The sequence below is a fragment of the Chryseobacterium sp. SORGH_AS_0447 genome, from assembly GCF_030818695.1.
Classification (GTDB): domain Bacteria; phylum Bacteroidota; class Bacteroidia; order Flavobacteriales; family Weeksellaceae; genus Chryseobacterium.
In genome coordinates this window covers 1,251,471-1,264,012 of record NZ_JAUTAR010000001.1, presented here as the reverse complement: position 1 = coordinate 1,264,012, position 12,542 = coordinate 1,251,471, and the positions used below count along the sequence as shown (strand labels likewise).

The window sequence follows — 12,542 nt, the reverse complement described above, 5'->3', positions numbered from 1 at the left end:
TATAAGTGCATGTGTAAAACAAAACGTTGATTCAGCTGTTTTATTGCTTTCTTTACAATTTATATAAAACCGATTATTATCTATTTCTTTATTTGATCGCCGATACTCCTCTTTTTTAATTGCAGTTGAAATAATCAATTAATTCAAGACAAAAAATAAGGTCTCCTTTTTGCAAAGGAGACCAAAAAAAACACAAATGATGAAAAAAATTTTATTGAATCAATTATTATTAATCCATGTCGTAAAAGTAATAAGCTCGTTTACTATATGCTTATGATTGAGATCATAACGTAAAATTTTTATTAAAATATTTAGAATTTCTTCTAATTTATAAATGGAATTTCAATAATACAGATCGTAAATAGACTTTCACAAAATCCTGTATTTAAACTTCATAATTTTTTATTTCCAATAAATATCTAAAATTAAACCCATAGAAGTATTTTTATAAGATACATTTTATTTCATATAAAAAGATTGATTTAGATCATCTTCTTTAAATATTATGTTAAGTACTTTTGCTTCCAATGATAAATCCAATTAAGGTGAATAAAATATCTATACTTATTGCCAATTATAACAATGGAAGATATTTCAAGGATTGTTATGATTCTATTATTTCACAGAGCTACGACAACTGGGAAGTAATTATTGTAGATGACTGCTCAACTGACAATTCGGTAGAGCTCATTAAAAAGTTTATCGATGGCGATGAGCGCTTTAAATTTTATCAAAATACACAAAACAAAGGATGCGGATATACCAAAAGAAAGTGCCTGGATCTGGCAACCGGAGAATTCTGTGCTTTTCTGGATCCCGATGATGCAATTTTCAGCTATGCTGTTGAATGCTTGCTTGACGAGTTCAAGAAAAGCAGTAAAATCATTGCGACGTACTCCAAACTAATTTTCTGTGATGAAAATCTTAATCCGAAAGAGGTTTTTTCGAAAATAAAGCAGATTCATAACAATAAATATTTTTTCAATATTCCCATTCAAATTCATGCATTTTTTGTTTTTAAAAGAGAGACTTACCTGAAGACCTCCGGAATTAATCCTACCCTCAAAAATGCTGTCGACCAGGATCTGTACCTGAAGCTTCTGGAGTTTGGTGATGCGAAATTTGTAGATGAAGTTTTTTATAAATACCGGCTTCATTCCAACGGAATTTCTCAGCACAGTGCCAAGCAGAGCGCAAAAGAGTCTTTTGCGCGGGTTATTCATGAGACCATGCAACGGAGAAAAATTACCGTAATTGATGGAAAGCCTGTTCCGGTAGCTTATACTAATGCACAGGATATTTACAGTCTTCTCAACTACCAGACAAAAATACCTTACAGGTTAATGAACAAAATAAAAACAGCTTTCCAGTATTATTAAGCGTGTTAAATTAAGTTACTGGAGTTTCAAATGCGCCTTACAGGATAAGAACCACTATTTAAAACCTACACATTTTATATAAAACAAAGAGGCAGTCTATGAAGACCGCCTCTTTTTTAAAAGGTATATGGGTTGGAAAAAGTATCTTATCCTTATCTGGCAGAATCAGTTCTGGTTCCTCCGTTAGACTGTGTACCGTTTGATCCGTTCGTCTGGTTTGTAGTAGTACTTCTCTGGTTATTCTGAGTGTTCCCCTGATTCATTGCGCTGTCACCAGCGGTGCCTGTAGAATCCGTAGACATAGTTCCCGTACCTGAAGTATCGGATGTTGTTCCCGATGTACCTACAGAATCCGTAACCGCATTGTTTTCATTCTGTGTTTCCTGCTTTTTACAGCTTACCGCAAAAAGACTTAATCCCAGCATTAATAGCATTACTTTTTTCATATAATAATTTTTGATGTTTAATATTAAATCAAAATTATGCTTAAAAAAACAGGGATTCTATGAGCGGAGTCATATTCCGTATAAAAAGATTTTAAATAAAATAGCCTCCCTTTCAGGAGGCCGTAAAAACACAAATGATGAAAAAAATCTATTCAGAGTGCACTGAACAGAGCTTGTCAGTAACATATGCTACTATATTTTGGTCTTACAATATTTCTTCCATTATGGATGATTACTGTAATATAAAAACCAGTTCTGTAACTTCTTCTCTGCAAGATGACAGAAAGGCCAAAGATAACAAGCATTAATGAGATAAGCAAAATAGTAAGCATTAAAATTAAATAAAAATCAAAATTTTACATATCCCTCAGAATTTCAGTTTTTTAACTATAAATTAATATTAAAAGAAGGAATTAATAAAAGATAATAACATACTAGTTATGAACCGTTACTATTATACAGAGTCAACAACAATATTGATGTAGAGCTTAGAATCCTAAAATCAATAATGTTACTCATAGATAACTTTTGATTTCTATGATTTCATGTATATACAAATTAGGTATAAAAAAATCTCACTGTTTCCAGTGAGATTTTCTTTTATTCTTCCCAGGAAACCGGGATATAAATCGTGACATAGCCATCCGAATCCACTTGGGCATCCGAAACTTCTGAAGTTACAGAACCGTATCCTGCCCAGCCGCCCTGGCCCTGCATTGCACTAAACGTGTAATTTCCGGCAGGAAGATCATCAAAATAAGCGGGCAGGGTCTGAAAACCGCCGCCATAGTACGTATCATAACTTTGTCCGGTTACCGTATTGGTAGCAATAAAGCTTCCCACATCATAACTGCCGGACAACGTTTTGGTTCCGTTTTGTCCCAAAAGACCGTAACGGATTTTGTACGTTTTCGCTTTTGAAACCTCTTTCGAAACTTCATCTTTTCTCTGAGGATCGTTTTCACCGGCGGAAAAAGAACTTCCGACAATCATCACCCCTGCTATTAGAAAGACTTTTACAAATGAATTTTTCATAATACTGTAATTTAGGTACTACAAAAATAACCAATTCATATTAATTCAATACACAGGGAAAATTAATAAATGTTTATATTTTTAATTTCATGTCTATCTTTTTTAAACTTTATCAAATAAAGGGTTTATACAAATCAAGCTTTTAAAATTCCAGAGAATTTTTCCGCACTTTCAACACTTTTAACATTGCTTAACGAACTTTGGCTTCATAATTGAAAACAGTATAAGATCAAAGTCAGGTTGGCTTAACATCCTTACCTTATAAAAATTTGAATTATGAGAAATATAGTGTTAACAGGTCTGATGTCGGTTTTTTTACTGACCGCCTGTAAAAAAGATGACCAGATCGCTGAACAACAATCGTTGGAACAACAGAAAATGGAGTTTCAGATGAGACAGTTGGAAATAGAGAAGCAAAAGTTAGCCATTGAAAAAGAGAAAATGGCTTATGAAGCACAGAAGAAAGCAGATAGTATTGCTGAAATGCAACAGGCAAAAGCCGCTGCTGCAGCTAGTGCCAGACCTCAGGTAATCAGAGAAACCCGTACGATATACAGAGACCGATCCAGCAGTAGTTCCAGCAATGGTAGCTATGCCAGCAACGGAACTTCTTCCCAGACAACTGCTAAAAAGAAAGGGATGAGTGAAGCTGCTAAAGGTACTATTATTGGTGCTGTAGGGGGTGCCGCTTTAGGGGCTATCGTTAACAAGAAAAGCCCGGGAGCAGGTGCTGCAATCGGTGGGGTAATCGGTGGTGCAACCGGTTATACACTGGGTAGAGCGCAGGATAGAAAAAGCGGAAGGGTTCAGCCTAGATAATATTTTTACAACAATATAATAGAAAGATTGCTTATTTTTAGGCAATCTTTTTTTATGATCTTACTCCTCCTTTCCACAATCCTTCTGCTTCCTGTCTTCATGGGAGCAGGAAAAATGATGGAAAGCTTTTCCGGAAAAATAGCCAATGGAATTTCCGGAAAAATTTTATCCGGAATTTTAGGAATCAGTGTATTGTGGACGGTATTGTCTTTCTTTATTCCTTTAACTATTTATGTAGAACTACCTACAATTGCGGTTGGACTAGCTTATTTTTTCCGGAACAGGTTATACAGAGCGTTTTCAGCCTTTCCGAAAAAAGAAGTGCTGCTGATCGGTATAATTACCGGGATGATTCTATTCTGCGGATCTTTTTACCCTTATATCTTAGACCATTTTGGATATTATGTTCCTACAATAAAATGGCTTACTGAGTTTGGTTTGGTAAAAGGGATTTCTAACTTGGATCTGACCTTGGGGCAAATGTCGGTATGGCATATCTTTCAGGCAGGGTTTTCAAATTTTTCCGATCCGTTTTTAAGAATCAATGCCATTTTACTGGTTGTTTACGCTTTGTACATTGTGGAAAATAAAAACTGGCTGCAGTTGTGCTTTGTTCCGGTTTTATTTTTGTTTTCGCAATCCCCGAGTCCTGATCTGCCAGTAATTGTTTTTTCATTAATTATTTTACATCAGATCTTGAAAAGAAACGGAAATACAATGATCCTATTCGCCTTTTCGGTGTTTGTTTTTGCCATAAAACCAACAATGATCTGGCTGCCGTTGCTGAGCTTCCTCTACTCGATTCTTATCATTAAATCAAGATTGACAAACTTTATTCCCGGTATCTTTATTGCGCTTTTATTCTTTATAAAAAATATCTGGACCTTCGGCTATCCGGTTTTTCCGCTGGCTCTCGGAGATTTGAATGTAAGCTGGAAACCCAATCCGGAAGTCCTGAAAATATCCTCCCGTTTTGCCATTCAGAAAACTTATGATATGCAGTATTCGTATGAAGAGATTCAAAGGTTTTCGTTATTTGACTATGTTAAAAACTGGCTTTTTTTAGAAGGCATAAAATCAAAGATACACCTTCTTTTTATCTTTAGCATTCTAATTTTTGTCATTTTCAGTATCATTAAAAAAAACAGAATTATCAGCCTGATCTGTATTTCAGTAGTGGTTAAAAGTATTCTTGTCCTTCTTTTCTCTGCTCAATATAGGTTTTTCATTGATGTATTCTTTGTAATCTTTTTTGTGATTTTTATGGATTATTTTAACCGGAAAAAATCGATCGCTGTATTTTCTGTCTTAAGTCTGATGTTCATTGGCAGTATCACTTTACCAGGCATTCTTCAGATGTATCTGCCAAGCTTCAGGCCAGGAAGTTTTATGGGTAAATTTGAAGTGGAACAACTGTATCGACCTTCAACTTATCATTATAATAATTACGCTTCTTACAGACTGGGGAATTTAAAATTTAATGTTTCTAAAAAATATCCTTTCAACTTTGATACGGAGCTGCCTGCTATTTCCGAAAGCTATATTTCCGATGATGTAAAAGCCGGAATTTTTCCACAGATGCGCGACCCGCAAAATGTGAAGAAAGGATTTATCTGGAAAAAATTAAATCCTGAAGAAAGAAAATCCGCGCTGCATATCATCAATTCTATCAACTGTTCTTATCAACAGAACTGAATTTTATCCTATTTCCATCTGGATAAAAAGCCTTAAATTTGTATCATGTTAAATACTCTAGGTAATCTTCTCAGCCTTACAACATTCGGAGAAAGCCATGGTCTGGCTTACGGTGGAATCATTAATAATTTTCCGGCAGGTTTAACGGTTGATCTCGATAAAATCCAATATGAACTGGATCGCAGAAAGCCGGGGCAGTCTGCTATTGTTACCCAAAGAAAAGAAAGCGATACGGTAAAATTCCTGTCGGGGATTTTCGACGGAAAAACAACGGGAACCCCAATTGGCTTTATCATTGAAAATGAAAATCAGAAATCGAAAGATTATGATCATATCGCTAATTCGTACCGTCCCAGCCATGCCGATTTTACCTATGACCAGAAATTCGGACTGAGAGATTATCGCGGCGGTGGAAAATCTTCTGCCCGGGAGACAATAAACTGGGTCGTTGCAGGAGCTCTGGCCAAACAGCTGCTTTCAGATATCGAAATCAATGCCTACGTTTCTTCGGTAGGCGACATTTTCTGTGAAAAACCTTACCAGGCATTGGATTTCTCGCAAACGGAAAGCAATGAAGTCCGTTGCCCGGATGCGGAAACGGCCGAAAAAATGATTGAACGGATCAAAGAGATCAAAAAAGAAGGCAATACGATTGGCGGAACGATCACTTGTGTTATTAAAAATGTTCCGGTGGGAATTGGCGAACCGGTTTTTTCAAAGCTCCAGGCAGAACTCGGCAAGGCTATGCTCAACATCAACGCGGCAAAAGGCTTCGAATACGGGAGCGGGTTCTGTGGGGCAAAAATGACCGGCAAGGAACACAACGATCTATTCAATGAAGATTTCACTACAAAATCCAATCTTTCCGGGGGAATTCAGGGAGGAATTTCCAACGGGATGGATATTTATTTCCGGGTCGCTTTCAAACCGGTGGCCACCATTTTAAGACCTCAGGAAAGTATTGACAAAGAAGGAAACCGTGTAATTGTAGAGGGAAAAGGCCGTCATGATCCTTGTGTTCTTCCAAGAGCCGTTCCGGTAGTGGAAAGCTTAGCGGCTTTTGTGCTGGCCGATTTATTTTTGATCAATAAAACAAGAAATATCAATAATTTTTAAACATAAATATTGTTAGTAATGGAAAATTACTGGGATAAAGCAGTCTCTTTCGAAGAGTATGTGCAGATAGGAAAACAGAGACTGGAAAATCCTGCCGATCAGCAGGAAATCGATTATAAGCATTATTACGAGCTTGGCCTTCAGCGGATCGATAGGACTTTAAAAAAGTATGTTGCCGATGAAGAACAACTGAAAGAGCTGGAAGGTAAAAACTTTGATGGAAAAATCCTCATTATTTCCGAGGTTTGGTGTGGTGATGCAAGCTCGACCGTTCCGGCCCTGGTTAAATTTTTTGAAGGGAGAAATGAAGTCAGAATTTTCCTAAGAGACAGCGATAAAAGCCTGATCAGCCAATTTCTCACCAACGGTACCGAATCGATTCCGAAAGTGGTAATCCTGAACAATGATTTCAGTGTGAAAAATTCCTGGGGGCCACGTCCGAAATATGGAAGAGAGCTGCTGGCAAAATTTAAAGCAGACCCCGAAAACTATCCGAGAGATCAGTTTTACAATGACCTGCAGCTATATTATGCTAAGAACAGAGGAAAAGATGCCGTTCAGGAAATCCTGGAACTGCTATAATTTCAGTACCTTGTCCTGAATTACCTTTGCATTTTCAACAGAAGTTATACTGAAAATCAATAAGGTTATATTTAAAAATATCATCAAGCGTAAAAAATGAAAAAAAATATCATTTATATCATACTTATTGCCCTAATCGCGGTGATAGCTTTTGTACCGGGAGTGAAGGAAAAGCTTCAGGACACTTTTTTCCCGATCGCAGCTATTGAAAATGCCGTTCATATCGGAGACGAGGATTACGATATCGAGCTTCAGGGAATCAATGTTCCAAGCACCAACCTTAAAACATTTAAAGGGAAAGCAGTTTTTCTGAACTTCTGGGGAACTTGGTGCCCGCCGTGCCGTAAAGAATGGCCTTCTATCCAGAAGCTGTACGACACCCGAAAAGATCACGTAAGCTTTGTGCTGATCGCCATGAATGATCAGGAAGAGGCTGTAAGAAAATTTTTAAAGGAAAACAATTACAACGTTCCCGTTTATATTGCCCAGAGCCCGATCTCCGAAAAGATTCTCCCGAAAGTCTTTCCTACAACGTATCTGCTCGACAAAGACGGCAGAATCCTCATCAAGGAAGATGCTTCAAGAGACTGGAATACAGAATCTACGCACCAGTTTATCGATAATATTATTAAATAATTTTAACTAAAATTTGCAATTCGTTGGTACAGAATTTGCGAAATCTTCAGGGTTAAAAAATTATTTAAAGCCAAACACAGAATGAAGTATTCTAAATTAAACCTGGCAAAAGAAGCCATCAGCCATAAAGGTTTCGTACAGAAGATCCCCGATATTTTCAGAATGGTGAAGATGTGGAGAAGAGGAGAATATCCGATGCGCTCGCTTGATATCATCCTGCCTTTGCTGGGACTTTTGTACATCATCTCCCCTATTGACCTGCTGCCGGAAGTGGCAGTTCCTGTAATCGGGGTGTTGGATGATCTTGCCGTATTATCGCTGGCCATCCCGAAACTGATCCGGGAAGTAGATAAATTCCTGCTTTGGGAAGCCGATCGAAAATATAATTCAGGCGGTGCGAAGATTATCGACGCCGAAATTGTTGAATAAGTAATAAACCATCTTTCAGGGATGGTTTTTTCGTACAATAGAATTGACCATTCAGAGACGAAGCAAAATTGACCATCGACCTTCTTCCCCTTTTCATCTCAAATCCTTAAATTTGCAAACATCTAATAAAAAATAATGGAAAGTAAAAAAGAATTCTTTTTAGAATGCTATAAACTAGGCATCATCAAATTCGGAAGATTCACTTTAAAAAGCGGTATTGAAAGCCCTTTTTATGTAGACTTAAGACCACTCGCATCAGATCCTAAGATTTTGAAAAATCTTGCCAATTACCTGCTGGATATGCTTCCGCTGGATAATTTCGACCTGATCTGCGGAGTTCCTTATGCTGCGCTTCCGATGGCTACAGCGATGTCTTTACAAAGCTATATTCCGTTAATTATTAAAAGAAAAGAAGCCAAAAATTACGGCACCAAAAAACTGATCGAAGGAATTTACCAGAAGGGACAGAACTGCCTGTTGGTAGAAGACGTGATTACTTCCGGAAAATCTCTGATCGAAACGATTGCTGAAGTTGAGCAGGAGGATATCAAAGTAGCTGATATTGTCGTGGTTCTGGATCGGGAACAAGGTGGAAAAGAACTTCTTGAAAGCAGAGGATACCGTGTTCATACCCTCTTTAATATTTCCGAAGTCTGCTCAATCCTTAAGGAAAACGGCGAACTGTCGGATGATGAAGTAGCAAGAATCCAGGATTTCCTGAAAGGAAACCATATCCAGTTTGAAGAAAAAACCAGACTTTCTTATCAGGAAAAATTTGAACACGCCCAGCATTCCGTTTCAAAAAAGCTGTTGGAAACGGCATTGGCTAAAGAATCTAATCTCATTGCTTCTGCAGACGTTACAACAACTCAGGAATTGTTGGATCTTGCCGAAAAAGTAGGTCCGCATGTAATCGCTTTAAAAACGCATATCGATATTATTTCCGACTTTGAATATGAAAAGACAATTACCCCTTTAAAAGCGCTGGCTGCAAAACATAATTTCCTTTTGATGGAAGACCGAAAATTTGCAGACATCGGGAATACACAGGAACTTCAGTTCACTAGCGGGGTATTCAAAATTACGGATTGGGCCGATTTCGTAACCTCTCAGGTAATCGGAGGGTTCGAATCTCTGGACTGCTTCCGAAATGTAGGCGTGGTAGCGATTATCGGAATGTCTTCTAAAGGTGCTTTAACAACCAATGCTTACAGAGAAGAAGCATTGAAAGTAGCATCCTCACATCCAAATGTGATTGGAGGTGTTTCCCAGAATCCGCTTCCTGACGAAATGCTGTTGTTTACGCCTGGAGTAAATCTGGCAGATTCCGGCGACGGAAAAGGACAGCAGTACAATACGCCTGAACATGTTTTCAAAACACTTCATAGCGATTTTATTATTGTCGGAAGAGGGATTTACAAAGCTGAAAACCCGGAAGCAGCAGCAATGCTCTATAAAAATGAAGGCTGGAACGCTTATTTAAATTCTTTGGAAAAAAAAGCAATTCAGGAGTAAAATCTTTACGGAATTTATACAAAATAAGTTATATTTGATACTTTATCACAGTAATTGAAAAGGATTAGTATTTGTCTTATTTTGTTTTTGGGTGCTGCAGAGGTTTCTGCACAGAAGGACAGCATTTATATAGAAGCCAAACTGTCGCAAGACAGCAAAATGCTGAATGTGAACGAAGAAATCGTTTATTACAACCATTCTGCAAAAGACCTGGATTCCATTAAACTTTTAAATTGGGTATCGGCTTACAACAGGCGCAGCACATCTTTGGTATACCGGAAACTGGAGGATCGGAATACCGATCTTCATTTTGCCAAACAGGAGCAGCTGGGTAAGGTTCTGCAATTGCAGGTGAAAAGTTCGGACCAGGAAATTCCCGTTAGCAACACTTCCGAAGAAAACCTTTTTCTCCCGTTAAAAGAAATCCTGAAACCCGGAGAAAAAATAAAACTGCAGCTGCAATATCAGATACAGCTTCCGGATAGCCGATTTACAGGATACGGAACTTCTGCTACCGGTGCTGCCTTGAAATATTTCTTTATTGTTCCGGATCGTTTTGATCCGGACAATAATTCTCCCCGCGAATACCAGGACATCGAAGAATCGGTGAGCTTCAATACATTCTGGACGGTAAACTTTGATATTCCGGCAAATTACTTTGTAGAAAGCAACTTAAAACAAACCCAGATCAATTCGTTTAATGGCTACCTGGATGCTGATCCTGAATTTATAGTTTCCCTAAACGAATACCCTTCCATTACCGTCAATACCGGAGATATCCGTACAGAAGTAAAATTTGGGTATAATTTAACTCCTGAACAAAAACAGAACCTGGAATTTTATCTTCCTTTACAATTAAAATTTATCAAAGAAAGAATAAGTATCCTTCCTGAAAAGATTTTTATTTCCGAGAAGTTCAGGAATAAGGAAGATTTTTTCGGTAATAACGATATTGCATTCTGGAAATACAGGTTCCGGCTGTTTACCCAGGCGGAAAATACGGATATGGATTATTTTGGGATTATTTCCAAAAAAATCCTGGATGAAAGCATCATTACAGATAAACAGAATTTCCACTGGTTCAAAAACGGATTGAAATCTTATCTTGAAATTCAGTATTTAAAGAAGTTTTATCCTTATACCAAATTGCTGGGAATGCTAAATGACACAAAAATTTTCGGAATCAAGCCCCTGAAACTTTTTCATGCTTCGGATGTAAAGCTGATTGAAAGATACGGCCTCGCCTATCAGTATATCATGTCTCAAAATCTGGATCAAAAAATTGATGAAAAGTTTTCCGCATTGAGCAATTTTAATGATATGGCTATCAGCAGCTTTGAAACCGGTACCTTATTCAATTATTCTGCGGATAAAATGGGGTATCAGAATTTTGAAAATCTAGTCCAGGATTTTATTGCGAGAAATACGGATAAGAAAGTCGATCCGAGAGATTTTTTAAAGGAACTGGCAGAAAAAGATAAAAGAACTTCTTATTTGTCTGAATTTATCCAACATAAAAACAGAGTAAATTTTAATCTGAAAAGGTTTAGAAAAGAAGGTGATTCGCTGGAGATTAAGATCCAGAAAAATACCTCTGCCAATATTCCGGTAAAACTTCAGACCACTTCAAAAGATGGCCAGATAAACGATTATTGGGTTGAAACGGAAGAGAATCAAAAAATAAAAACCGTTTCGATTCCTGCTCTTGATATTTACAAAATAACTCTGAATGATGAGTACATTTTCCCGGAATCCAACTACCGGGACAATTATCTTTACACCAAAGGCTTGTTTTCCAATACCAAAAAGATCAAGCTTAAGCTGATTAAAGATATTCCGAATCCTGAATTTAACGAGATTTATATCAATCCACGCGTTAAATTCAGCAATACGTATGACAAATTCCTGATTGGTCTTAATTTTAAAAACCAATCTTTTTTTGATCAGAAGTTTCTATACTCCCTGACTCCTACTTACAGTACGGGAACAGGGAAACTGACAGGTTCTGGAGCTATCGCCTACTCGTTTTTACCTGCGGAAAGCATTATCAGAAGCCTGACATTCGGCGTTTCAGGATCTTATTTCCACTATGATTATGATCTGGCCTACCGGAAGGCTTCCATTTATTCCAATTTAAATTTTATGAAAAATCCTCGCAGCACGGTAAGCAGCAGTCTGGGGGTCTCATATAATTATTTTGAAAGGGATTTAAGTCCGTTAATGATTGCAAACAACGATTATGACCGGTATAATCTGTGGAGTGCAGGTTATGGATACAACGACAGCCAGAGTATTCATGAGAAAAGTCTGGGTGTAAGTACACAGTGGATGGAAGATTTTCATAAAGTAACGGCAGAAGGATTTTATCGGTGGGAATTTGCACCAAGGCAGAAACTGAGCGTCCGTTTATTTGCTGGATATTTCATTAAGAACAATACCCGAAACAATACGTTCAACTACGGAATCTCGAGAGTTTCGGATTATTCCTTTTCCTATAACCTATTGGGACAAAGTGCCACCGGCGGAATTTTATCGCAGCAGTTCATCCTTGCGGACGGAGGTTTTAAATCATTTATTCCCGGAACCGTCAACAAATGGATCACTTCCGTAAACGTAGATACCAGTGTATGGAAAATTTTCCATGTATATGCGGATGCAGGGGTTTACGATAATAAAAACCAATCGACGAAATTTATCTGGGACAGCGGCGTGAAAGTGAGGATTATTCCTGATTTCCTCGAAGTGTATCTTCCGGTACAGTCTTCCTTAGGATTTGAGCCGGCATTTAAGGATTACGGAAAAAGAATACGATATACGCTGATTCTTAATCTGAGTTCAATTATTAATGCGGCCCGACGAGGATGGTACTAACTTAAACAGCGTGAATAAT

11 protein-coding genes are annotated in these 12,542 nt (G+C 37.6%); 9 read left to right on the top strand and 2 right to left on the bottom strand.

Features of this window, described 5'->3' with window-relative positions; genetic code table 11:
• Positions 1-545: 545 nt before the first annotated feature.
• Positions 546-1,379, top strand: a complete 834-nt coding sequence (locus tag QE422_RS05930; RefSeq protein ID WP_307455891.1) for a glycosyltransferase — start codon at positions 546-548, stop codon at positions 1,377-1,379.
• 152 nt (positions 1,380-1,531) lie between these two features.
• On the opposite strand, the gene QE422_RS05925 is transcribed toward QE422_RS05930, so the two are convergent.
• Both QE422_RS05925 and QE422_RS05920 read right to left on the bottom strand, forming a co-directional pair.
• The gene (locus QE422_RS05925) at positions 1,532-1,825 is read right to left on the bottom strand and encodes a hypothetical protein (protein WP_307455889.1); all 294 of its coding nucleotides are present in this window, start codon (positions 1,823-1,825) and stop codon (positions 1,532-1,534) included.
• Positions 1,826-2,425: 600 nt separating this feature from the next.
• Complete coding sequence (locus tag QE422_RS05920) at positions 2,426-2,860, bottom strand: hypothetical protein (protein ID WP_307455887.1); 435 nt, start codon at positions 2,858-2,860, stop codon at positions 2,426-2,428.
• A 276-nt stretch (positions 2,861-3,136) separates the two neighbouring features.
• On the opposite strand from QE422_RS05920, the gene QE422_RS05915 reads away from it, so the two are divergent.
• The 8 genes from QE422_RS05915 to QE422_RS05880 all read left to right on the top strand — a co-directional run bounded on the left by QE422_RS05915 (position 3,137) and on the right by QE422_RS05880 (position 12,523).
• A complete protein-coding gene (locus QE422_RS05915; RefSeq protein WP_307455886.1) occupies positions 3,137-3,679 on the top strand; it encodes a YMGG-like glycine zipper-containing protein in 543 nt (180 codons plus the stop codon).
• Between the two features lie 54 nt (positions 3,680-3,733).
• Positions 3,734-5,374: a hypothetical protein gene (locus tag QE422_RS05910; protein WP_307455884.1), complete on the top strand. Its 1,641-nt coding sequence runs from the start codon at positions 3,734-3,736 to the stop codon at positions 5,372-5,374.
• Between the two features lie 45 nt (positions 5,375-5,419).
• Positions 5,420-6,490 carry a chorismate synthase gene (gene aroC, locus QE422_RS05905; RefSeq protein WP_307455882.1) on the top strand — a complete coding sequence of 357 codons (1,071 nt, stop codon included), beginning with the start codon at positions 5,420-5,422 and terminating at the stop codon, positions 6,488-6,490.
• 18 nt (positions 6,491-6,508) lie between these two features.
• Positions 6,509-7,072 carry a thioredoxin family protein gene (locus QE422_RS05900; protein WP_307455881.1) on the top strand — a complete coding sequence of 188 codons (564 nt, stop codon included), beginning with the start codon at positions 6,509-6,511 and terminating at the stop codon, positions 7,070-7,072.
• A gap of 96 nt (positions 7,073-7,168) precedes the next feature.
• Positions 7,169-7,708: a TlpA disulfide reductase family protein gene (locus tag QE422_RS05895; RefSeq protein WP_307455879.1), complete on the top strand. Its 540-nt coding sequence runs from the start codon at positions 7,169-7,171 to the stop codon at positions 7,706-7,708.
• 81 nt (positions 7,709-7,789) lie between these two features.
• On the top strand, positions 7,790-8,137 hold the full coding sequence (locus tag QE422_RS05890; protein WP_307455877.1) for a YkvA family protein: 348 nt from the start codon (positions 7,790-7,792) through the stop codon (positions 8,135-8,137).
• A 135-nt stretch (positions 8,138-8,272) separates the two neighbouring features.
• Positions 8,273-9,652, top strand: coding sequence for an orotidine-5'-phosphate decarboxylase (pyrF, locus tag QE422_RS05885; protein ID WP_307455875.1), 1,380 nt, complete (start codon positions 8,273-8,275; stop codon positions 9,650-9,652).
• 54 nt (positions 9,653-9,706) lie between these two features.
• The gene (locus tag QE422_RS05880) at positions 9,707-12,523 is read left to right on the top strand and encodes an aminopeptidase (RefSeq protein WP_307455873.1); all 2,817 of its coding nucleotides are present in this window, start codon (positions 9,707-9,709) and stop codon (positions 12,521-12,523) included.
• The last annotated feature ends 19 nt before the right edge of the window (positions 12,524-12,542 follow it).

Coding starts and splice junctions, on each gene's coding strand:
- aroC (WP_307455882.1), top strand. CDS start 5,420: ATGTTAAATACTCTAGGTAATCTTCTCAGCCTTACAACATTCGGAGAA.
- QE422_RS05925 (WP_307455889.1), bottom strand. CDS start 1,825: ATGAAAAAAGTAATGCTATTAATGCTGGGATTAAGTCTTTTTGCGGTA.
- QE422_RS05895 (WP_307455879.1), top strand. CDS start 7,169: ATGAAAAAAAATATCATTTATATCATACTTATTGCCCTAATCGCGGTG.
- QE422_RS05915 (WP_307455886.1), top strand. CDS start 3,137: ATGAGAAATATAGTGTTAACAGGTCTGATGTCGGTTTTTTTACTGACC.
- pyrF (WP_307455875.1), top strand. CDS start 8,273: ATGGAAAGTAAAAAAGAATTCTTTTTAGAATGCTATAAACTAGGCATC.
- QE422_RS05890 (WP_307455877.1), top strand. CDS start 7,790: ATGAAGTATTCTAAATTAAACCTGGCAAAAGAAGCCATCAGCCATAAA.
- QE422_RS05900 (WP_307455881.1), top strand. CDS start 6,509: ATGGAAAATTACTGGGATAAAGCAGTCTCTTTCGAAGAGTATGTGCAG.
- QE422_RS05910 (WP_307455884.1), top strand. CDS start 3,734: ATGATCTTACTCCTCCTTTCCACAATCCTTCTGCTTCCTGTCTTCATG.
- QE422_RS05920 (WP_307455887.1), bottom strand. CDS start 2,860: ATGAAAAATTCATTTGTAAAAGTCTTTCTAATAGCAGGGGTGATGATT.